The organism is Priestia megaterium (assembly GCF_009497655.1).
GTDB lineage: Bacteria > Bacillota > Bacilli > Bacillales > Bacillaceae_H > Priestia > Priestia zanthoxyli.
Genome location: NZ_CP023317.1, coordinates 2,405,347 through 2,426,219, shown reverse-complemented (window position 1 = coordinate 2,426,219; position 20,873 = coordinate 2,405,347). Strand labels below are relative to the sequence as shown.

Below are 20,873 nucleotides of genomic sequence, written 5' to 3'. Positions count from 1 at the left end.
ATATTCTGACAATGTTGTTGTTCAATTCATCATCTCGTGCTAAAATCCAAATATAACTGAAAAACGGTACTACAGTTCCGAAAAACGGAACTTGAAGTATTGATGCAGATAATTCAGCTTGGATTTTATTTACTATCTGCAAATGATTACGCTTACAATGAAGTTTTTAAGGGGGAAGAACGCATTGAGTAGAGTGGATTTAAACTGTGATTTAGGGGAAAGCTTTGGTGCTTATCGCATTGGCAATGATGAAGCCATTTTAGAACACGTGACGTCTGTAAACGTAGCCTGTGGATTTCATGCAGGGGATCCAAGCGTCATGAGAAAAACGGTAAAATTGGCCGCTGAAAAAAAAGTGCAAATTGGTGCTCATCCTGGTCTACAGGACCTTATCGGTTTCGGACGCAGAAACATCAATATTTCACCTCAGGAAGCCTACGATATCGTAGTCTATCAAATTGGTGCATTAAACGGTTTTTTGCAAGCAGAAGGGTTATCAATGCAGCATGTAAAACCTCACGGTGCACTATATAACATGGCTGCTAAAAATAAAGCGTTGTCTGAAGCAATAGCAAAAGCTGTTTACAACGTAAATCCTGAGCTGATTTTGTTTGGATTATCTGGAAGTGAGCTGATTCAAGCAGGTAACAGAATTGGTTTGAAAACGGCCAACGAAGTATTTGCAGACCGTACCTATCAGTTAGACGGTTCTCTTACGCCTCGTACAGAACCAAATGCTTTAATTGAAAATGACGACGAAGCTGTTTCTCAAGTTATTACAATGGTGAAAGAAGGGAAAGTCAAATCTCAGCAAGGCAAGGATGTAGAATTGCAGGCAGACACGATTTGTATTCACGGAGACGGGGCTCACGCACTTGAATTTGCTCGTCATGTCAACCGTTCTTTACAAGCATCAGAAGTGGTAGTTAAGGCTATTTCACAATAAAAACTACATACAATCAGGAGGAAGATGATATTGGAGCCAATAAAAAAATCAACACCTCAGCAAAAGCTTTCGGCTGCACCTAAAGTAAACTGGACGTTAATGCTTGGAGCCGCTTTTTTAATGGCCACATCGGCTATTGGACCAGGCTTTTTAACTCAAACTACCGTATTTACACAAAATTTAGCCGCAAGCTTTGGATTCGTTATTTTAATTTCAATTATTCTTGATATCTTTGCTCAAACCAACGTATGGAGGATTATTGCCGTTTCTGAAAAACGCGGACAAGAAATCGCCAATATGGTATTTCCCGGATTAGGATACGTGCTCGCTATTTTAATTGTAATTGGAGGACTTGCATTTAATATTGGAAATATTGCCGGTGCCGGTCTTGGATTAAATGCGATTACAGGTATTTCTCCAACAGCCGGAGCTGCAATTAGTGCAGTTATTGCCGTGCTAATCTTCGTTGTAAAAGAAGCTGGAAAAGCAATGGATCGCTTCACGCAAATTGCAGGTTTTGTCATGATTGGGCTAATGCTATATGTAGCAGCTACTACTTCACCTCCCGTTGGAGAAGCTGTAGTGAAATCTTTTAAACCTGATCAAATCGACATCATTGCGATCGTTACGCTTGTTGGAGGTACTGTTGGTGGTTATATTACCTTTGCAGGCGGACATCGTCTTTTAGATGCCGGGGTAAAAGGCATCGATTCTTTACCTCAAGTAACTAAAAGTTCTGTAACAGGAATTCTTATCACTTCCGTTATGCGAATCGCTTTGTTTTTAGCTGTACTTGGCGTTGTATCTAAAGGGTTACAAATTGATCCGGCCAATCCTCCAGCATCCGTGTTTCAGCTCGCAGCAGGAAACGTCGGTTATAAAATCTTTGGTATTGTCATGTGGTCTGCCGCTATTACGTCTGTAGTGGGAGCTGCTTATACATCCGTTTCGTTTATTCAAACGTTTAGTGAAAAACTTAATAAAAACTCAAACTGGATTATTATTGGATTTATTATTATTTCAACTCTGTCGTTTGTCTTAATTGGAAAACCTGTAAAAGTTCTTCTGTTAGTTGGAGCAATTAATGGATTAATTCTTCCGATCGCCCTTGGAACATTACTAGTTGCTGCGTACAAAAAAAGTATCGTTGGCGAATATAAGCATCCTTTATGGCTTACCATTTCTGGTGTACTTGTCGTTATTGTGATGGCTTTAATGGGTGGCTATACGTTAATGGATCAACTTCCTCAATTATTTAAATAAAACAAGGTGCCCGCACGTAAGTTGCGTGCGGGCAATGATGGGAGATAGAAATATGACAAACCTTTCACAACTAACTCCAGCTGAACTTCGTCAGCAAATCCGTAACAACCAGCTTATTCACCCAACGGCAGGCATGGCAAACGGCTATGCTCAAGCTAATTTAGCTATTTTACCAAAGAAACAAGCCTTTGACTTTCTATTGTTCTGTCAGCGTAATCCTAAATCTTGTCCTCTTTTAGATGTAACGGACGTTGGATCTCCTGTTTCAAAGTTTGCGGCTCCGTCCGGAGATATTCGTACAGACCTTCCAAAGTATCGAATCTATGAAAATGGGGAACTGGTAAAAGAAGTAACCGATATCACAGACTATTGGACAGAAGATATGGTAGCTTTTCTCATCGGCTGCAGTTTTACATTCGAACACGCACTTTTAAACAACGGCATACCTGTTCGTCACATTGAAGAAAACTGTAATGTTCCTATGTATAAAACAAATATTTCATGCGCTGAAGCGGGAATATTCCACGGCTCGACGGTCGTTAGTATGCGCCCAATTCCTCAGCAAGACGTAGTGCGGGCAGCGCAAGTAACTTCACGTTTTCCAGCTGTGCACGGAGGACCTGTTCACATTGGAAACCCCGCTGCAATAGGCATTGAAGACCTTCACTCTCCGGATTTTGGCGATGCTGTTTCCGTCAAAGAAGGCGAAGTTCCCGTGTTCTGGGCTTGTGGCGTAACTCCTCAAGCTGTAGCAATGGAAACAAAACCTTCTATTATGATTACACATGCTCCTGGACATATGTTTATCACAGATATTCGAGATGAAAAACTAGGTGTTTTATAAAAGAAAGAGGTGTAGATATGAATCAAACCATAACAAAAGCGCCAGCTGTTATTTCTCCGCTTGGCGACTCAGCGCTTGTTATAACGTTTGGAGATAGTATTCAGTACGATATTCATAAACAAATCAAAACGTGTAAAGATTCAATAGAATTAAATCCTTTCCCTGGGTTTATTGAATGCGTGCCGGCATTTACGAACCTTACGATCTTTTATAACCCTCTTGAAGTGGTAGCAGCCGTGAAAAAGAAGGAGAAAAAAGAATTTGTGTCTCCTTTTGAAGTAGTGTCTTCTATCCTTCAAAGTAAATTAGAGAACGAACAGACAGAAAAAGAGTTAGACCATCGTACGGTTTCCATTCCAGTTTGCTACGGAGGAGAGTATGGACCTGATCTTGAATATGTCGCTCGTCACCATAACTTAACACCTGAAGAGGTAATAAGTATTCATTCTGAAGGCGAATACTTAGCGTACATGATTGGATTTGCTCCTGGATTTCCGTTTCTCGGAGGACTATCTGAAAAAATTGCTACGCCTCGCCGCTCGTCTCCTCGCACCTCTATTCCTGCAGGTTCGGTTGGTATTGCAGGAATGCAAACAGGAGTGTATCCTATTTCCACTCCCGGAGGATGGCAGCTAATTGGTCAAACGCCGATTAAACTGTTTTTGCCGGAGCAAAATCCTCCAAGTTTGCTGCAGGCTGGAGATATTGTAAAATTTGAGCCTATCTCTAAAGAAGAGTATCAAGAACTACAGGCAAAGGAGGGAGAAAAATGAGTATAAGAGTTAGTAAAGCCGGGTTATTAACAAGCATTCAAGATTTAGGAAGAAAAGGATTTCAGCAGCACGGTGTAATTGTAAGCGGTGCAATGGATTCTTATTCTCTCCGAATTGCTAATTTACTAGTTGGTAACGATGAAAAAGAAGCGGGACTTGAAGTTACGCTAATGGGGCCTACCCTTGAAATAGAAAGTGATTGTTTAGTAGCGATCACAGGTGGAGATTTAACTCCTTCGGTCAACGGAAAGCCAGTCCCGATGTGGAAACCTTTATTTATTCCAAAAGGAGGCACTTTATCATTTGGGCCTTGTAGAACTGGTTGTCGTTCCTATCTATCTGTAGCTGGAGGATTTTCTATTAATGAAGTGTTAAATAGTAAAAGCACGTATTTGAGGGGCGAAATTGGTGGCTATAAAGGAAGAGCATTACAAACAGACGACGTTTTACCTCTATCTGTTCCTGCTGCTTCAAAGCCTGCTTTTCTTTCCAATGAACTGATAAACGGAGTATATACTTCTTCATGGTCCGTAAATTATAAAGAATTTGTCCATTTTACAAAGAAACCAAGTGTCCGTGTTATAAATGGGGGTCAATTTGATTTATTTACAGCTGAAAGCCAAAGTCATTTTACTCAAGAACCCTTTAAAGTATCAAATCAATCAGATCGAATGGGTTATCGAATGGATGGACCTTCTCTTCAGCTTCAAGAAAAAAAAGAGCTATTGTCTGAAGCCGTCTCACAAGGTTCTGTTCAAGTCCCGCCAGATGGAAATCCCATTATCCTGTTAGCAGACCGTCAAACTACAGGAGGATATCCTAAAATCGCTCAAGTCATCACAGCGGATTTACCGCTTTTAGCTCAAGTAAAGCCCGGAGAATCCATCTATTTTTCTCACATTTCGCTTCATGAAGCAGAAAAAATCTATTTAGAAAAAGAACAGCTGCTTCAAGAATTGAAGATTGCTATTAACCTTGCGTCAACTAAATAACATAAAACGGGAGTGACAAGAAATGATAAACGTACGTGAATTGCAAGAAGTTGTTTCATTAATGAATGAATCTGGTATTCAAAAGCTCCATATTGAACATGAAGGAACAAAAGTTGTCATTGATAAAGCGGGAATTCCTTTAGAAGACACAGCTGTTACAGAAGTAAAAACAGAGGAAGTAAAAGCCGCTGTTGCTGAGCAAACGCCTCAAGATTCTATGTCTGTAAACGCAACAGAGAATAATGAAAAACAAATCTTATCACCAATGGTTGGAACCTTTTACGCCAAGCCAGAAACAGACGCTGATCCGTTTGTTCAAGTAGGACAAACTATTGAACGTAAAGATGTTGTATGTGTAATTGAAGCGATGAAGCTGTTTAACGAAGTAGATGCAGGAATGGAAGGAGAAGTGCTTGAAATTCTTGTGAAAGACGGAGATGTTGTTGAGTTTGGACAGCCTCTATTTACCGTAAAATCATATTAAAGTATACATATTGTCAGGAGGAGCCACTATGTTCAAAAAAGTGTTAATCGCAAACCGCGGTGAGATTGCAGTTCGTATCATTCGAGCTTGTAAAGAGATGGGAATTTCAACCGTGGCCGTGTATTCAGAAGCAGACAAAGATGCACTTCACGTAAAGCTAGCAGATGAGTCATTTTGTATTGGTAAAACGTCTTCTAAAGAAAGCTACTTAAATATTCGGAATTTGCTTACCGTAGCACAAGTAACCAAGGCAGACGCTGTTCATCCCGGCTACGGATTTTTAGCTGAAAATGCTGATTTTGCTGAGATGTGTGAATCCTATGATATTACCTTTATTGGTCCAAAAGCAGAAGCCATCCGTAAAATGGGAGCAAAAGCTGTAGCAAGAGAAACAATGAAACAAGCCGGTGTGCCTATTGTACCTGGCACGGAAGGACTGATTGAAGATAGCAGCACCGCTATTCCAGTAGCAAGAGAAATAGGCTATCCAATCATTGTAAAAGCTACAGCGGGCGGCGGCGGAAAAGGAATGCGGCTAGCTCATAGCGAAGAGGAGCTAGAAAAAGCGATTCGTCAAGCTCAGCACGAAGCAGAAACAGCTTTTGGAAACGGCGGAGTATACCTTGAAAAATATTTAGAAGAACCGAAACATATCGAAATTCAAATTATTGCTGATGAAGAAGGTAATGTAGTTCATTTAGGTGAACGAGATTGTTCGATTCAGCGGCGTCATCAAAAATTAGTAGAAGAAGCTCCGTCTCCTGCAGTAGATGAAAATCTTCGTGCGAAAATGGGCAAGGCGGCAGTCTCGGCAGCTAAAGCAGTCGATTATACAGGTGTGGGAACGGTGGAGTTTCTGTTAGATAAACACGGACATTTTTACTTTATGGAAATGAACACACGGATTCAAGTTGAACACCCTGTTACAGAACTTGTAACAAATATCGACTTAATTAAAGAACAAATTTCAGTAGCAGCAGGCTACCCGCTATCATTTGCTCAGCGGGATGTTCAGTTAAAGGGATGGGCAATTGAATGTCGAATCAACGCAGAAAATCCGGCTAAAAACTTTATGCCTTCTCCTGGAAAAGTCGAGATGTATTTACCTCCTGGCGGCTACGGCGTTCGTGTAGACAGCGCGGTTTACCCAGGCTATGAAATTTCTCCATTTTATGATTCAATGGTGGCGAAATTAATTGTAACAGGGAAAGACCGAAATGAAGCGATTCAACGAATGAAACGTGCGCTCGAAGAATTTATCATTATAGGTATTCACACAACTATTCCTTTTCATTTAGAATTACTGAATCATCCTTCTTTTAAAGAAGGGGATTTTACAACCAAATTTCTAGAAAGTAACCCTATTTCAATTAAAGAACTAGAAACGGTGTAAGAAAGGAAAGTGCTCTTATAAGGGAGTGCTTTCCTTTTTTTCTTCATGTATAATAAAAAGAACATATGATTAGCTAGTAAGCTATACTTCTATCAAATACATGTATTCGTACAAATAAGGGAGAAGGTTTTATGCAAGCTAACAATAAAACAGTCGTTAAATCCATGCAGATTCTCACGCTTTTTATCAACCACCCTAAGCTGACCTTCACAGAAATGATGGAATATTCAGGCGTTCCGAAAACTTCTTTGCATCGAATGGTTGGTTCGCTTGAAGAGATGGGATTTTTAACAAAAGACGCGCAAGGATACTATTCGCTAGGACTTTTATTCTTGCAATTTGGTCAGCTAGTGGCTAATCGCTTAGATATTAGAAATATCGCAAAGCCCGTAATGGAAACGCTCCGAGACGAAGTAGAAGAAGCGGTTAATCTAATTGTACGAGATGGGGATCAAGCCATGTATATTGAAAAAGTAGATACGCTTCATCCCGTGCGTCTCTATACATCAATTGGAAGGCGTTCACCTCTTTATGCAGGAGCTTGTTCACGCATTATTTTGGCGCATTTACCCGAAAAAGAACAAGAGGCATATATTACTCAAACGGAGCTAACTCCAATAGGTATTGGAACCATTACAGATCAAAAGAAACTAAGAAATGTATTAAAAGAAGCAAAAGAAAAAGGGTATACCATTAGCACCTCTGAATTAGAAAACTTTACAACATCCGTGAGCGCGCCGATTGTAAATCATCAAAATGAAGTGGTTGCAGGCATTAGCGTAGCGGGAATTGAAGCGAGATTTCAAGGAGACAGACTGCCGTTCATTATTCAAAAAGTAACAGAAGCGGCGAGCCTAATTTCTGAAAAACTCGGTTATCAAGGTTCATTAAAGTAGCATACATAGAAAAATGGAGGTAAACCATTGAAACGATTAGAAGGTAAAACAGTCGCACTCGTAGGTCAGCGTAAAGTAGAAGAAATCAGCAAAATTGTTGAAAACCTTGGCGGGACACCGCTTGTACGACCTGCACAAGGAACCATCTTTTTAGATGACACACACTTAGAAGCAGATATTAAAGAACTGGTAAAAGGAAATTATGATTGGTTTATTTTTACGACAGGCGTCGGGACGGAAATTTTATATAAAACAGCAGATAAGCTAGGACTAGCTGATGAATTCCTTTCTTCTTTACAAGCAGCTAATATTGCTGCACGTGGGTATAAAACCGTAAATATGTTAAAAAAGCTCGGTGTTACTCCAACCGTTCGAGATGATGATGGAAGTACAGCGGGCCTAGTCAGAGCGCTTCATTCGTTTTCTTTTGAAGGAAAGCATGTAGCGCTTCAGCTTCACGGAGATCCTGCACCAAAATTGATTGATTTTCTTTCGAATCAAAAAGCCCAATTTAAAGAGATTTTACCGTATCAGCATATTCCTCCAAAAGCAGAAGTCATGGAACAGCTTATAAACGAATTAACAAGCGGGAAAGTCGATGCTGTTAATTTCACAAGCGCTCCCCAAGCCCGCTTTTTATTTTCGTTTGCAAAAGAACACGGACAAGCTGATCACATTCGAGAACTCTTTGAAAGCTCTGTAGTAGCTGTGGCCGTTGGGAAAGTAACCGCTGCTGCTTTAAAAGAAGAAGGAGTAGATCGTATTGTTATTCCTGACCAAGAAAGAATGGGAAGCGCAATTGTAGCTTTAGAACACTATTATCAGCAGCGTGATTAAAAAAACCTTCTCGCCTCATGGCGAGAAGGTTTTTTGTATGGCTTCATCCAAGCGTTGTCGAATATTGTTTGAAAATTGCCTATTGTCCTCTTTTTGAACTTCTTCAAACATCGAATAGAAATAAATTCATTGTTATTCCAGAAAATCATTTTCAAATATTGTAAAAATGGTAGATAAAGGGTAAAAATAGACGAATATGTTAAAGAGTTGTTACGTTTCTTTTAGAAATATCTTAAATCTAAACAGCTTAAACAATAATAATTATCTACTTTATAACGCTAAAAGCACTGCTGTTTGAAGCTTGATAGATTTTTCGCTTGTATGGGGAAATAAAGGTATATTTTTGCAGGCAAGAAGGGAATGTATACACAAGCGTTAAATGTTACATTACTGAAATACAATTGTAATATTGTTATTCTTTTTTTGAACGTTTATCGTGGTATAATTTTCGTAGATTTTCATTAGCATATTTAGCTATTTATCGACAAATACAGTGAACTTTACATAAATTGTCAGACTTTTATACATATTGATACATAATTAGAAATTACTAGTTTAACAGAGCGAGAAAGCGGAGGAATTCATATTGAAAAAGAAAATGCTTTTACTTAACACAACGGTTTTATTAGGCCTAGGAGGAGTTTTATCAACTCCAGCGTATGCCTCTACCATTCAGGATATGGAATCACAAAAATCTCAAATTCAAAATCAACGCCAAGATGTGCAATCTAACATCAAAGCAGCTTCTGATGAATTAACACGCCTTCAAGCAGAACAAGATCAAATGAAAGCACAGCTTGAGCGATTAACATTAGCAGAAGAAGAAAATAATAAAAAAGCCCAAAAAACAGAAGCGGATATTAAAGAAACGTCTAAACAAGTAGACCAGCTTGAAAAAGAAATTAAGCTGCTTCAAGAAAAACTTGAAAAGCGAAATGATATTTTAAAAGATCGTGCACGTTCCATGCAAGAAAGCGGCGGTAACGTAGAGTATTTACAAGTTTTACTCGGTTCTTCAAGTTTTGGTGATTTTGTAGACCGCGCGCTAGCTGTTTCGACTATTGTAGATGCAGACCGCGGTATTTTAAAAGAAACTAAAAATATGCAAGACGAACTAAAAACAAAACAAGCAGATGTTAAATCTAAGCTTGCCAGCTTAGAAGATATGAAGGCAGAACTGGATGAAATGACTGTCCAGCTAGCAGCTCAAAAGAAACAAAAAGATGCGTTGGCAAAAGAACTAAAAGATAAAGAAGCAAAAAATGAAGAACTAAAAGCTTCTCTACAATCAAAAGACAGCTCTCTTGCGAATGAACAGTCTACGCTTGAACAAAATATTAAAGATCAAAAAGCGGCGGAAGAAGCAGCAAGAAAAGCAGCTGAACAAGCAGCTAAAGAGGCAGCTAAGAAAGCAGCCGAACAAGCTCAAAAAGCAGCGGCGGAACCAGCTGAAAAAGCTGATTCGCCTTCTCCTAAAGCAGCACCAAAAGCAAGCAGCAATGATGTTGCACCTACAAGCGCTCCGGCTCCAAAAGCTAGCAATGTTGTAACGGTAGGAAACCGCTGGATTGGAAACTCTGCTTACGTATTTGGCGGAGGACGCAGCCAGTCTGATATTAACCACGGTTTATTTGACTGCTCGTCATTTGTACACTGGGCATATTCTCAAGTTGGTGTTAACCTTGGGCCTCTTGGATCTGTAAGTACAGAAACGTTAAAGCATGCTGGAACGCAAGTGTCTTCTAGTCAAATGCAGCCTGGAGATCTTGTTTTCTTCGATACATATAAAAAAGACGGACACGTTGGTATTTATGTAGGCGGCGGCAAGTTCATCGGTGCTCAAAGCTCAACAGGTGTTGCAATTGCAAACATGAGCAGCGGCTACTGGAAACAAAAATTCAACGGACGCGTAGTTCGTATTTAATAGGGTATAGTAAAAAGAAAACATCCAATTTGGATGTTTTCTTTTTACATTGTAAGGAGCGTATGACTATGAACTCTATTTTTGATCATATACAGCCCAACTTAGATATTTTATTTGTCGGTTTTAACCCAAGCATCCGTTCCGGTGAAACGGGTCATCATTTTGCTAATCCAACCAATCGTTTCTGGACGATTCTTCATAAAGCAGGTTTAACAGATCGTAAATACCATCCCGAGGAAGATCACTCGCTGTTACAGCTAGGATACGGTTTAACAAATATTGTGGAGCGTCCTACAAAGGCAGCTGATGAGATTACAAAAGAAGAATATGCGGAAGGCAGAGAAATCCTAAAGAAAAAAATCGCTACATACACGCCTAAAATCGTTTGTTTTGTTGGAAAAGGTGTCTATCAGCAGTACAGCGGACGCAAGCAAGTAAAGTGGGGCAAACAAGAAGAATCGATGGTATCAGGAATAATGGATTTTGTTGCCCCGTCTTCAAGCGGGCTCGTTCGAATGAAAATAGATGAAGTAGTGGCTATTTACGCAGAACTTCCGAATCTGCTGCGTACATTAAAATAGAGAAAGCCTTAGGGCTTTCTCTATTTTGTAAATGAAATATCAATTTGAATAATTTCTGATCGGCTTCCGATTCGAAGAGGAGGACCCCAAAAGCCAAATCCTGAAGAGACAATGGTATGCAGCTGATTTGTTTGTTTGTAGCCCCAATCAATTTCAAATAACCGCTTTGTGATCAAATGATTAGGTGCCATTTGTCCTCTGTGAGTATGACCGCATAGAAGTAAATCTACGCCTGCTTGTTCCGCTTCTTTTAAAGAAAGCGGCTGATGATCCATCGCAATGACCGGAAGAGAACGATCCGTTTCACTCGCTAAATCGAAAAAGCTGTCTCGATTTTTATCCGTCTTATCTTTTCTTCCAATTAAGTACAAGCTATCGCCTATGTTTAACACTTCATCCATTAAAATAGGAATGTTCATTTCTTTCATTCTTTCCACAAACTGAGGGATCTTCCCGCCGTAATACTCATGGTTTCCCAAGATTCCATATGTGCCTAAAGGCGCTTTGAGCTGCTTCATCATATAATCCATTTCTTTTTTAAAGAATACGTGGGGGTCATCGTCAATAATATCTCCAGGAAGTAAAATAAGATCTGGCTGTATCTTTTGTACATGAGTGATTAGCCGCTGTAAATGTTTTTTGCCGGACAATGTGCCAAAGTGCATATCAGATGCTACGGCAATGCGAAGGCTTTTCCGATTCGTCTTTTTAGGAAGCGAAATTGTATATTTTCTTACTACAGGACTGTAAGCATTATACGTACCGTAAGCAAAAATGAATAAAAAAGCAGCAATCATGAAAAGTCCGATTGAATCGATAGCTGTAGAAAGCGAAGCGCCTAGAAAAGTGAGAATATATACAGCTAGATTACTTATAGGAAGCAAAAGGACTGAATATTGAATAAATCCTAACCAATACGATCCTACAACCTTAAACATGCTCACTTGTTGAAACGCGCGACTGATGATAAAGGAATAAGCAAAAAACACAACGATCACCGTAAGAATCCATTTGTTTTCCACTTCAAACATTGTGTGAAGCCACACCCAAGCGTTCCATCCGATGTACAGAACGAATAAATTATATAAAATAACAACTAAAATAGACCTTACTAACACACTTACTTTCATACGCTAACCTCTTTTCTTTCATCCGTAATTCCACTATAGCTCATTTTTATTGCTTCAACAAAATTTTATCTCTTCTTTCATCAATAAAATTTTTGCCTGTCGCACAAACGAAAAAACACACCTATAAAACAAGGTGTGTTTTTTGTATTAATGATGGTGATGCGCGTGGTGAAGGCTGCTAATCACAAATTCAGGCTCTGGAACGTGGAAATATTGAATCCATACGCCTTCTAAAAATTTCTCGCGTTTATCTAAAACGATATCGATATCTTTATCTGTTTTTACGATTTCATCATGTTCAGTCGGCGTATCGAATTTCCAATCATAATGCGCATGATCACCGTGGTCGATAGTTACATATACACGGATCATTTTTCCTTGACCTTCTGGGCTAGCCAAGGCATTTCTTAATACTTTTGCTGCGTTTCGATTAATTTTTACTTCCATTTCGAAAACTCCATTCTGTAACTTAGTATGTAAAGTATTTTCACAAACTTAAACGAAAAAGAGAAATTTTTTGCCTGACGCTCCGTATAGAGTTGCTTCATTCCAACGTAATACGCTACACTACACCATATTGAATGAAAAAGGAGCGTATCATAAATGAAGATCGTTATTTTAGGTGACACTCATATTCCCAAAAGAGCGAAACATTTTCCAAAAAGACTCCTAGCTGAACTGAAAACAGCTGATGCGATTATTCATACCGGAGATTTTCAAACGATAGATGTCTACCATGAACTGCGCGTTTTTGCTCCTGTACACGGTGTGATTGGAAATGTAGACAGTGAAGAGCTTCAGCAAGTACTTCCAACTTCATTACTTCTTCCGTTTGATGATGTTATGATTGGCGTAGTCCACGGTCATGGAAAAGAAAAGACGACTGAAAAACGTGCACTTTTGGCATTTGAACATCAACAAGTCGATGCAGTAATTTTTGGTCATTCTCATATTCCTGTTCATAAACAAATTGGTGATATTACATTGTTTAATCCAGGTTCTGCTACTGACAAGCGGCGTCAAAAGCAATTTTCGTTTGGACTGCTGTACATAAAAAAAGACACGCTGCACTTTGAACATGTTTTTTATGATTCTAAAGACTAAAACAAGAGGGGACTCTTGTTTTAGCACTTTTACGTTTACGTTGTGTGGTCTAAATGAGCGATATATTCGTGAAGCTTATTTTCTTCATAGTCGTTTAAGTCATGCATCGGAATAACCTGCTGAGTTTGAGGATCCGTTCCTCTTACTTCCGCAATTTTTACTCCTTCTTTATAGATATTAAAAATATCTTTTTCTTCTCCGCGCTGAACCTTTTCTGTTTCAAACATTGAAAAAGACTTGCTGTTTTTACTTTCTTCCATTAAAATCACCTACTTTTTTTATCGTACTCTTATCTTTTCACTCCCATTGTTAATTATGTATACACTCGATGACTAAAGGAATATGAAGTCTTGCCGATAGAAAGGAAGTGCACGATTACTTTTAACTACGGAGAGAGAGGCTACATAGCATGGAGAGAGTAAGAAAAAAAAGGTCCCTTAATAACTTCAAGATAAAGCTAGGGCTAGCATTTGCAGCGATCTTATTAGTGCCATCTGTTACGATAGGTGTATCAGCTTACATAACAGCGAAACATGAAATTGAAAACCAAATTATTAACACAGCACAGCAAAATGTACAGTCCATTAATTCAGTGATTGACGATACCATTGGACCCAAAATTCATGATGTAGAGTTTTTTGCATCAGTGGTAAACAACGAGCGCTACAATGAAAAAGATATGGCTACTTTAAGCAAAGATTTTAACTTATATGCTTCGCTTCATCCAGAAGCCGTCAGCATTTTTACAGGAAATCAGCAGGGGAAGTTTATTCAAGCGCCTAAAAAAGTGACACAAGCAGGCTATGATCCCAGAGAACGAGATTGGTACAAGCTAGCCATGCAGAACAAAGGGAAAACAGTTGTCACTGAACCTTATCCCTCAGCCTCTACAGGTCAAACCGTTATTACTGTAGCAAAAACAACGGCGGATGGCACAGGGGTTATTGCTTTAAATTTAGATATAAGCCGCATCAATAAAGCTGTCAGCAAAGTGAAAATCGGAGAAAAAGGATATCCATTTCTTTTAGATGGAGAAAGAAAATATATTGTTCACCCTACGGAAAAAGCAGGTACAAAAGCAACAGATTCTCTTTTTGACAAGCTTTATGCAAAGAGCTCCGGATTCTTTGAATATACCTTTAACGGTGATGAAAAAAAGATGGTCTTTACGACAAATAAAACAACAAGCTGGAAAGTTGCAGGCACTATGTATTCATCAGAAGTGAGTGAAGCAGCACAGCCTATTTTTTACAAAACACTATTTATTATTGTAGCTTGTCTGATAATAGGTAGTCTTACCATTTTTGTGGTGTTACAATCAATTATTAAACCGCTCAAACAGCTTAAGAATCAGGCTCTAAGCGTTAGTGAAGGAGATCTGACAACAGCGATTACCGTCAATTCAAAGGATGAAATCGGCGAGTTAGGGTATGCTTTTAGTCAGATGCAAAACAACCTTCGTACATTAATTCAAAATGTTGAAATGAGTGCAGAACAAGTGGCTGCTTCTTCAGAAGAGCTAACGGCCAGCTCACAGCAAACGAGCGCTGCGACTGAACAAGTATCGGTTGCGATACAAGAAGTGGCTTCCAGTGCAGAAAAACAAACGTCTGTTATTGACCAAAATGCAGCTTCTTTAGATGAGATTGTACAAGGAGTTTATACCATTGCCAAGCGTACAGAAACTGTTTCTCAGCTATCAAATCACACAACGTCTGAAGCGGTAGAAGGTGGAAAAGCCGTGAGAGAAACGGTCGAACAAATGGAATCCATTTCTCAGTCCGTCGAGCTATCTAATACAACGATTCGTACTTTGTTTCAACGTTCAAAAGAAGTTGGAACCATTTTAGAAGTAATCAGCGGCATTGCTGCTCAAACAAATTTACTAGCCTTAAATGCTGCAATCGAAGCGGCACGAGCTGGAGAACATGGAAAAGGGTTTTCCGTTGTAGCAGCAGAAGTAAGAAAGCTGGCAGAACAATCACAAGTGTCCGCGTCTCAAATTTCTGAGCTTATTCAAGCTATTCAACAAGACACTCAGGAATCTGTACATACAATGGAGCAAGTTACAAACAAAGTTGAAGAAGGACGAACGATATCACAAACGGCTATTCAAAAATTCGAACAAATTCTAAGCAGCATGAATGAAACGACTCCGCAAGTAGAAGAAGTGGCTGCGACTGCTCAGCAAATTTCAGCAGCGGTTGAAGAAGTGGCTCGTACAGCGGGTGAAATGGCAATCCTTGCTAAAGGAAATGCAGCTACATCTGAAGAAGTGGCTGCATCAACTGAAGAGCAGCTGGCTTCAATGGAGGAAATTGCTGTTTCCGCACAATCTCTGTCTCAAATGGCAGAACAATTAACAGCACTCATTAGCAAATTTAATTTGTAAACTTTCGTCAAATCGTCATAGACCTCTTTTATATTGGAAAAAGTAGAACATACACACACGAAAGAGGTGAAAGTATCTGATGGAGCAAACAAAAATGACCTTTGAGCCAGCTTCAATTAACGATGATATGCATGCGAAGCTTAAACAACTAGAAGAGCAGTTTCAACAAACGTTGGGAAAAAGAGTAGCTTTAGTTGCATACGAAGCTGAAAAATAAAAAAACAAAAAAAGAAAAGACCTAGTGTCTTTTCTTTTTTTGTTTCAATAAGGTTAACATACATTAAATTACAAGATTTTTTCATATACTTTCTCAAAATAAGTTATAATATAGTGTAAAAATACACTATATTAGTGTTATTTCACTTTTTGTATGGTATAATTTCACAGAAATAAAGAAAGGAGCTTACAGTTTGTGATGAAGAAAAACCTGTTGTTAGGATCTTTTTTATCTTTTTATCTAGTAGGTTCGTATACCTCATATCATATCTATAAACAGCAGCAAACCCGTCCTGTAACGGAGGATGTTGCGCAGCTTCTTCCTACAAAAGTCAAAGAAATAAAGCATGGAACCACTGAAAAACAGCTGAAAAATTGGGTGAAAACGGCTTCACAGCATCATGAAAAAATAGCGATTTCAGGCATGCAGCACAGCCAAGGAGGGCAGACATACTATCCTAATGCTATTTTACTTGATATGAAGCAGTACAATAAAATTATAGATTACAAGCCCCGTCAAAAAGAAATTACGGTTCAAAGCGGGACAACGTGGAATGATATTCAGCAATATATACATAAAGACGGTCTTGCTCTTAAAGTTATGCAATCACAAAATATTTTTACCGTTGGAGGTTCTATTAGCGTGAACGTACACGGCAGAGATATTCGATACGGTTCTTTAATGGATACGGTCAAATCTATGCGTCTCCTGCAGGCGGACGGATCTATTATCGAAATTAGCCGGACGAAACACCCCGAGCTGTTTTCTTTAGTAAACGGAGGCTACGGGTTATTTGGGGTCATTTTAGATGTGACGCTTCGTTTAACGGATGATGAATGGTACGAAGATGAAATTATTCGCTTAGATTATAGGCAGTATACAGCGTATTTTAAAAACTACGTACAGCATAATCCTGACGTTCGTATGCATATGGCGCGTATTTCTGTTTCTCCTAATCAATTGCTAACAGATATGTACGTCACAAACTACCGTTTATCTTCTCAAAATACTTCTACTGTAAACGAACCGCTCAAAACAGAAAAAATAGTGGCGCTTCCTAAATTTATGCTAGGACTGTCTCGATACAGCGACTGGGGAAAAGATATGCTGTGGGAAACACAAAAGGCTTATTTCTTAAAGCAAAATGGACGGCTTGAAACAAGAAATAATGTTATGCGTTCTGAAAGTGATTTTATGGAATACGAAAGTGCTAGCCGGACGGAAATTTTACAAGAATACTTTGTTCCAGTTGATGAATTTGCTTCTTACATCGAGGATTTACGTCAAGTGTTATCAACTGAGGAATTAAATTTATTGAACATTACCGTTCGCTATGTAGAGAAGGATAATAAAGCCGTCATGTCTTATGCAAAAGACGATATGTTTGCTCTTGTTTTACTTATTAACCAGAAAAGAGACAATAAAGGCATCTCTGATACACAAAAAGTTGCCCGAAAAATGGTGGATGTGACGCTGCAGCATCAGGGAAGCTATTACTTGCCTTACTACGGCTACCCAAGCAAGAAGCAGTTAGAAGAGGCTTACCCTCATACAACCGCCTTTTTTAATTTGAAAAGAAAATATGACCGGAACGAAACGTTCGTTAATTTATTTTATAAGGAGTATGGAAAATGACGTACAAACAACTCTTACATTCACAAAGCCTGATGATTACCGCAAGCAGTATTGTGTTTCCTTTTTACCTTTTACTGCTTCGAAATCTTGGCGATAGCTATTCACAATTTGGCTTAGCTTACGGAATTTTTGCTTCAACCGCAGCTTTGAGTCATCCGTTGATCGGTTCATGGAGTGACAGAGTAGGAGAAAAGCGCTTGCTTCTTTTATATACGTTTGGGATGGCCGTTGTTATGATTGTGATTCCCGTTTTAACAACGATCACGCAGGTGTATATCATTCAAATTATAATGGGTCTGCTTGGAGCTCTTCAAAAAACAGCAGAAAAAATAGCGTTATCTAGGCAGACAGATCGTGCTCACACAGGAAAACAAGTAGGACACTATCATTTATGGACCTCTATATGGGCAGCCTTAGCCGTTATTGCAACAGGGTATATCATTGATTTTCTGACAATCGGAAGCCTTTTTTACATCACTTCGTTTATGTACGTAGCGGCAGGGGTATTAATATGGCAAAAACCAAAAACAATCGAGCTTGAACGCCACCATTCGCTGTAAAAGCATATATGGACAGGTCACCTGAATTTTTTAGTTCGTACAGTAAGATACTATAAAAAATTTATGTTCTCCCGATATAAGTACTGAAAGGAGAAACGTTTATGCAAGGTATAAGTATATCAGGGCAAGATGCATGGTCTTCTATTATAGTATCGTTCGCTATTTTCATCATTATATGGGGTCTGATTCCAGGCTTAACTATAAAGTATGTATGTAAAAGTCAAACACTAGGTATAGCAAGTTTTTTTATCGGTATTGTCTATGGAGTTAAAGCGGGTCATTTTCTTATTTAAATACCGTTTAGGTTAAATAAGGAAGCTTGGACCGCTATTAGCTAAGTCGGAGTCCCTTTTGTTTCCTGTTATTTTTTTAGAGCAATTCTCCATAATAACAGTTAAAGAGGTGAATCCGATGACAGATAACAATGTCGGGTTTGGAGTTAGCGGAAGCGAAGAGACTAGAAAAAAATCTACTGTTTCTAGTAAAACTCCTATATCTAATGATGTACAACAAAATCAAAAACAAGATAACTACGAAAAGCTTAGCCATCAACTAAATTCATTATCTGATGATGAATTTAGAGCAGATCGTGATGAAGATTAAGGGCTACCTATCAAAAAAGAATATTTAAATTAAATAAAGTATTATGAAAGTAAACTAAGTGGATTCCATGACTTTAACGTGATAGCATTAAGTACTGGTACAAACATACCACTTGACTATTTTGACATGCTATCTTGTCAAAGTTCTTGGTTATTTCTTTGATAACTGAGAATTCATTTGTAACCTTTAAGTAGAGATATAAAGGTAATCCTTCACTTTAATAAGTGAAGGATTTTTTTTCATTCCGTAAAAGTTTTGCAATTGTTTGGATTAATAAGAATAAAACAGATACATTGTATACAATGTAAACGTCGTCATGTATAATGTAACTTATTCTTAGTTGAAAACTTGAATGAGCAGGACAGACATACTCGAGATAAGCGGAGGCATACACCGGTGTCTAAAAAAATACATGATTTTAATGATATTATCCGAAAGCTGCGCAAAAAACTTTTTGGAAAAGGTCCAGAACGAATTCATACTGTATTCGTTCAAAACATGGCTATTTCAACTTTGTACGGCAACTTAACGCCAGCTGAACAATTTATCGCGAGAACAACCGAAGGTAAAGAGACGGTACATATGGCAAGAACGAAGCTTATTCAAAACCTTTATGCTTCATCTCCTCCAGAGGGGCTTGAAGACTTGTTAGGAGCTAAGCTGGAGTACTTATTTTCTGATATCAAAGTGGAAGAAGATATTGCTGTTTCTGTGTTTGTGTTTGAAACTAATATTCAGTAGAACAACGCAAAATACATAATTTAATTAAATGAAAGAGAAGTAGGATCTGCTTGTTTTTTATTTAGTTTTATTATAGATAATGATGACTGATATACTGTAAAGAAAGTGCAGGATTATTAGGCAGCATTCAAAAACCTTGTGTAAAAGGTGTTTTTGAGTGCTGCCTTTTTTAATTAAGGAGGAGTTTTATGGCATTTCACAAGCCGGATAAAATGTTAAACATCGCTTTAGAAGCGGGGGTTTCAAAGACGAAGTTATCCCTTTCTTCTATTCTTATGCTTGGGTTTCTAGGAGGCGCATTTATTGCGCTTGGTTTTTTACTAGATGTGCGCGTCATTGGTAATTTACCAGCTGAATGGGGAAGTTTATCAAATCTTTTAGGAGGGGCCGTCTTTCCTGTAGGTCTTATGCTGGTAGTACTTGGGGGAGCAGAGCTCATTACGGGGAATATGATGTCTGTCTCCATTGCCCTGTATGCAAGAAAAATTTCGCTTCGTCACTTGCTTCATAACTGGTTTTGGGTTACGCTTGCTAACTTTTTAGGTGCCGTATTTATTGCGTATTTCTTTGGACATATTGTCGGGTTAACAGAAACGGGGCCTTTTTTAGATAAAACGGTAGCAATTGCTCAAGCTAAAATTGACGACTCATTTTTTAAAACGCTTATTTCTGCCGTGGGCTGCAACTGGCTTGTATGTTTAGCTATTTGGCTTTCATACGGCGCTGACGACGTTACGGGGAAAATTCTTGGTATTTGGTTTCCGATTATGGCATTTGTTGCGATTGGCTTTCAGCACGTTGTAGCCAATATGTTTATTATTCCCGCTGCTATTCTTGCAGGTCATTTTACATGGATTGATTTTATGACAAATATTATCCCTACCTTTATTGGAAATATGATAGGTGGAGCTGTATTTGTAGGCCTTATTTATTTTTCTTCTTATCAACAGAAACAAAAAGAACGATTAAAAAAAGCTTCTTAATCAGGATTTATCAGTTGTCATTAAAAAAGCAGTCTCTTAGTAAAGAGGCTGCTTTTTTGATAGTGAAAGGTGAAAAAATGTACTTTTAACAATTTATGTATGATAACATATAAATCGATTAGAATATGGTACCATGAGCGTTTGAATCCACACTATTATTTTCATAATAATATTATGGTTAACTAGATGTTGATTAATACATTCGCAATTGAATATCTAGTACTACTTACTGTTTTATATGATTCATATGCAAATCATATTTAATAACTTACTAACGCTAACGGAGAGTGAAAAAATGAAGTTCATGCTTGCTGTTTTATTGATTATACTTGGTAGTATTTTAGTTGGTTTGACCAGTAACAGTCTAGGCGCAACAGGTAATAACATCATGCATTTATCTGGAATTGGGTGCCTTATAGCAGCTATTTTTATAGCCAAAGGCAAAAAAGATACTAAACGCCGTACAAAAAGGGAATGCGATGTTTAATCACGCATTCTTTTTTGATGTAAGCAGCTCTAGGCCTTTGTCATCCACTTTTTCTTACGATTATTATAAAATAGAAAGTAACAGCTAT

24 protein-coding genes are annotated in these 20,873 nt (G+C 38.4%); 21 read left to right on the top strand and 3 right to left on the bottom strand.

What is annotated here, in order from left to right; all coding sequences use genetic code 11:
- Positions 1–184 precede the first annotated feature (184 nt).
- From pxpA to mug, 11 genes are all read left to right on the top strand, one after another.
- Positions 185–946, top strand: coding sequence for a 5-oxoprolinase subunit PxpA (gene pxpA / locus CEQ83_RS12155; RefSeq protein WP_098999362.1), 762 nt, complete (start codon positions 185–187; stop codon positions 944–946).
- 99 nt (positions 947–1,045) lie between these two features.
- Positions 1,046–2,209: an NRAMP family divalent metal transporter gene (locus CEQ83_RS12150; RefSeq protein ID WP_165573460.1), complete on the top strand. Its 1,164-nt coding sequence runs from the start codon at positions 1,046–1,048 to the stop codon at positions 2,207–2,209.
- A gap of 52 nt (positions 2,210–2,261) precedes the next feature.
- Positions 2,262–3,053: a putative hydro-lyase gene (locus CEQ83_RS12145; protein WP_155017278.1), complete on the top strand. Its 792-nt coding sequence runs from the start codon at positions 2,262–2,264 to the stop codon at positions 3,051–3,053.
- 17 nt (positions 3,054–3,070) lie between these two features.
- Entirely contained in the window at positions 3,071–3,826 is a 756-nt protein-coding gene (gene pxpB, locus CEQ83_RS12140) for a 5-oxoprolinase subunit PxpB (protein ID WP_033579074.1), read from the top strand.
- Complete coding sequence (locus tag CEQ83_RS12135; RefSeq protein WP_028413252.1) at positions 3,823–4,818, top strand: 5-oxoprolinase subunit C family protein; 996 nt, start codon at positions 3,823–3,825, stop codon at positions 4,816–4,818. The genes pxpB and CEQ83_RS12135 overlap by 4 nt, the downstream gene beginning before the upstream one ends.
- A 22-nt stretch (positions 4,819–4,840) precedes the next feature.
- A complete protein-coding gene (gene accB, locus CEQ83_RS12130; protein ID WP_098999360.1) occupies positions 4,841–5,302 on the top strand; it encodes an acetyl-CoA carboxylase biotin carboxyl carrier protein in 462 nt (153 codons plus the stop codon).
- A 28-nt stretch (positions 5,303–5,330) separates the two neighbouring features.
- The gene (gene accC / locus CEQ83_RS12125; protein ID WP_155017277.1) at positions 5,331–6,695 is read left to right on the top strand and encodes an acetyl-CoA carboxylase biotin carboxylase subunit; all 1,365 of its coding nucleotides are present in this window, start codon (positions 5,331–5,333) and stop codon (positions 6,693–6,695) included.
- 131 nt (positions 6,696–6,826) lie between these two features.
- Complete coding sequence (locus CEQ83_RS12120) at positions 6,827–7,591, top strand: IclR family transcriptional regulator (RefSeq protein ID WP_033579070.1); 765 nt, start codon at positions 6,827–6,829, stop codon at positions 7,589–7,591.
- 27 nt (positions 7,592–7,618) lie between these two features.
- Positions 7,619–8,428: a uroporphyrinogen-III synthase gene (locus CEQ83_RS12115; protein WP_099331026.1), complete on the top strand. Its 810-nt coding sequence runs from the start codon at positions 7,619–7,621 to the stop codon at positions 8,426–8,428.
- A 586-nt stretch (positions 8,429–9,014) separates the two neighbouring features.
- Positions 9,015–10,352: a coiled-coil domain-containing protein gene (locus tag CEQ83_RS12110; RefSeq protein WP_033579068.1), complete on the top strand. Its 1,338-nt coding sequence runs from the start codon at positions 9,015–9,017 to the stop codon at positions 10,350–10,352.
- A 68-nt stretch (positions 10,353–10,420) separates the two neighbouring features.
- Positions 10,421–10,933, top strand: coding sequence for a G/U mismatch-specific DNA glycosylase (gene mug / locus CEQ83_RS12105; RefSeq protein WP_099331024.1), 513 nt, complete (start codon positions 10,421–10,423; stop codon positions 10,931–10,933).
- A gap of 20 nt (positions 10,934–10,953) precedes the next feature.
- Here mug and CEQ83_RS12100 read toward each other — a convergent pair whose 3' ends face one another.
- Positions 10,954–12,063 (bottom strand): metallophosphoesterase, encoded by a 1,110-nt coding sequence (locus CEQ83_RS12100; RefSeq protein ID WP_155017276.1) that lies wholly within the window; start codon positions 12,061–12,063, stop codon positions 10,954–10,956.
- A 147-nt stretch (positions 12,064–12,210) separates the two neighbouring features.
- Positions 12,211–12,510 (bottom strand): hypothetical protein, encoded by a 300-nt coding sequence (locus CEQ83_RS12095; RefSeq protein WP_028413258.1) that lies wholly within the window; start codon positions 12,508–12,510, stop codon positions 12,211–12,213.
- Positions 12,511–12,666: 156 nt separating this feature from the next.
- Here CEQ83_RS12095 and CEQ83_RS12090 point away from each other — a divergent pair, with 156 nt between their 5' ends.
- Positions 12,667–13,167 (top strand): metallophosphoesterase family protein, encoded by a 501-nt coding sequence (locus CEQ83_RS12090; RefSeq protein WP_028413259.1) that lies wholly within the window; start codon positions 12,667–12,669, stop codon positions 13,165–13,167.
- Between the two features lie 35 nt (positions 13,168–13,202).
- Here CEQ83_RS12090 and CEQ83_RS12085 read toward each other — a convergent pair whose 3' ends face one another.
- On the bottom strand, positions 13,203–13,427 hold the full coding sequence (locus CEQ83_RS12085) for a hypothetical protein (RefSeq protein WP_014459961.1): 225 nt from the start codon (positions 13,425–13,427) through the stop codon (positions 13,203–13,205).
- A gap of 149 nt (positions 13,428–13,576) precedes the next feature.
- Between CEQ83_RS12085 and CEQ83_RS12080 the strand changes: the two genes are divergently transcribed.
- The 9 genes from CEQ83_RS12080 (at position 13,577) to CEQ83_RS12040 (ending at position 20,785) form a co-directional block, all read left to right on the top strand.
- Positions 13,577–15,559, top strand: coding sequence for a methyl-accepting chemotaxis protein (locus tag CEQ83_RS12080; protein WP_028413260.1), 1,983 nt, complete (start codon positions 13,577–13,579; stop codon positions 15,557–15,559).
- Between the two features lie 79 nt (positions 15,560–15,638).
- Positions 15,639–15,776, top strand: a complete 138-nt coding sequence (locus tag CEQ83_RS12075) for a hypothetical protein (protein WP_014459963.1) — start codon at positions 15,639–15,641, stop codon at positions 15,774–15,776.
- 198 nt (positions 15,777–15,974) lie between these two features.
- Positions 15,975–17,411, top strand: coding sequence for an FAD-binding protein (locus tag CEQ83_RS12070; protein WP_194273209.1), 1,437 nt, complete (start codon positions 15,975–15,977; stop codon positions 17,409–17,411).
- Positions 17,408–17,971, top strand: a complete 564-nt coding sequence (locus CEQ83_RS12065) for an MFS transporter (RefSeq protein ID WP_155017274.1) — start codon at positions 17,408–17,410, stop codon at positions 17,969–17,971. The genes CEQ83_RS12070 and CEQ83_RS12065 overlap by 4 nt, the downstream gene beginning before the upstream one ends.
- A 101-nt stretch (positions 17,972–18,072) precedes the next feature.
- Positions 18,073–18,264 (top strand): hypothetical protein, encoded by a 192-nt coding sequence (locus tag CEQ83_RS12060; RefSeq protein ID WP_028413263.1) that lies wholly within the window; start codon positions 18,073–18,075, stop codon positions 18,262–18,264.
- A 118-nt stretch (positions 18,265–18,382) separates the two neighbouring features.
- Positions 18,383–18,574, top strand: a complete 192-nt coding sequence (locus CEQ83_RS12055) for a hypothetical protein (protein ID WP_033579060.1) — start codon at positions 18,383–18,385, stop codon at positions 18,572–18,574.
- Between the two features lie 396 nt (positions 18,575–18,970).
- On the top strand, positions 18,971–19,315 hold the full coding sequence (locus CEQ83_RS12050; protein WP_013057171.1) for a Na-translocating system protein MpsC family protein: 345 nt from the start codon (positions 18,971–18,973) through the stop codon (positions 19,313–19,315).
- Between the two features lie 188 nt (positions 19,316–19,503).
- Entirely contained in the window at positions 19,504–20,298 is a 795-nt protein-coding gene (locus tag CEQ83_RS12045; RefSeq protein WP_155017273.1) for a formate/nitrite transporter family protein, read from the top strand.
- 295 nt (positions 20,299–20,593) lie between these two features.
- Positions 20,594–20,785 carry a hypothetical protein gene (locus CEQ83_RS12040; RefSeq protein ID WP_098626536.1) on the top strand — a complete coding sequence of 64 codons (192 nt, stop codon included), beginning with the start codon at positions 20,594–20,596 and terminating at the stop codon, positions 20,783–20,785.
- The last annotated feature ends 88 nt before the right edge of the window (positions 20,786–20,873 follow it).

Coding starts and splice junctions, on each gene's coding strand:
- CEQ83_RS12055 (WP_033579060.1), top strand. CDS start 18,383: ATGACAGATAACAATGTCGGGTTTGGAGTTAGCGGAAGCGAAGAGACT.
- CEQ83_RS12095 (WP_028413258.1), bottom strand. CDS start 12,510: ATGGAAGTAAAAATTAATCGAAACGCAGCAAAAGTATTAAGAAATGCC.
- CEQ83_RS12040 (WP_098626536.1), top strand. CDS start 20,594: ATGAAGTTCATGCTTGCTGTTTTATTGATTATACTTGGTAGTATTTTA.
- CEQ83_RS12075 (WP_014459963.1), top strand. CDS start 15,639: ATGGAGCAAACAAAAATGACCTTTGAGCCAGCTTCAATTAACGATGAT.
- CEQ83_RS12090 (WP_028413259.1), top strand. CDS start 12,667: ATGAAGATCGTTATTTTAGGTGACACTCATATTCCCAAAAGAGCGAAA.
- accB (WP_098999360.1), top strand. CDS start 4,841: ATGATAAACGTACGTGAATTGCAAGAAGTTGTTTCATTAATGAATGAA.
- CEQ83_RS12060 (WP_028413263.1), top strand. CDS start 18,073: ATGCAAGGTATAAGTATATCAGGGCAAGATGCATGGTCTTCTATTATA.
- CEQ83_RS12100 (WP_155017276.1), bottom strand. CDS start 12,063: ATGAAAGTAAGTGTGTTAGTAAGGTCTATTTTAGTTGTTATTTTATAT.
- CEQ83_RS12145 (WP_155017278.1), top strand. CDS start 2,262: ATGACAAACCTTTCACAACTAACTCCAGCTGAACTTCGTCAGCAAATC.
- mug (WP_099331024.1), top strand. CDS start 10,421: ATGAACTCTATTTTTGATCATATACAGCCCAACTTAGATATTTTATTT.
- accC (WP_155017277.1), top strand. CDS start 5,331: ATGTTCAAAAAAGTGTTAATCGCAAACCGCGGTGAGATTGCAGTTCGT.
- CEQ83_RS12085 (WP_014459961.1), bottom strand. CDS start 13,427: ATGGAAGAAAGTAAAAACAGCAAGTCTTTTTCAATGTTTGAAACAGAA.
- CEQ83_RS12045 (WP_155017273.1), top strand. CDS start 19,504: ATGGCATTTCACAAGCCGGATAAAATGTTAAACATCGCTTTAGAAGCG.
- pxpB (WP_033579074.1), top strand. CDS start 3,071: ATGAATCAAACCATAACAAAAGCGCCAGCTGTTATTTCTCCGCTTGGC.
- CEQ83_RS12065 (WP_155017274.1), top strand. CDS start 17,408: ATGACGTACAAACAACTCTTACATTCACAAAGCCTGATGATTACCGCA.
- CEQ83_RS12120 (WP_033579070.1), top strand. CDS start 6,827: ATGCAAGCTAACAATAAAACAGTCGTTAAATCCATGCAGATTCTCACG.
- CEQ83_RS12150 (WP_165573460.1), top strand. CDS start 1,046: ATGCTTGGAGCCGCTTTTTTAATGGCCACATCGGCTATTGGACCAGGC.
- CEQ83_RS12080 (WP_028413260.1), top strand. CDS start 13,577: ATGGAGAGAGTAAGAAAAAAAAGGTCCCTTAATAACTTCAAGATAAAG.
- CEQ83_RS12135 (WP_028413252.1), top strand. CDS start 3,823: ATGAGTATAAGAGTTAGTAAAGCCGGGTTATTAACAAGCATTCAAGAT.
- CEQ83_RS12070 (WP_194273209.1), top strand. CDS start 15,975: ATGAAGAAAAACCTGTTGTTAGGATCTTTTTTATCTTTTTATCTAGTA.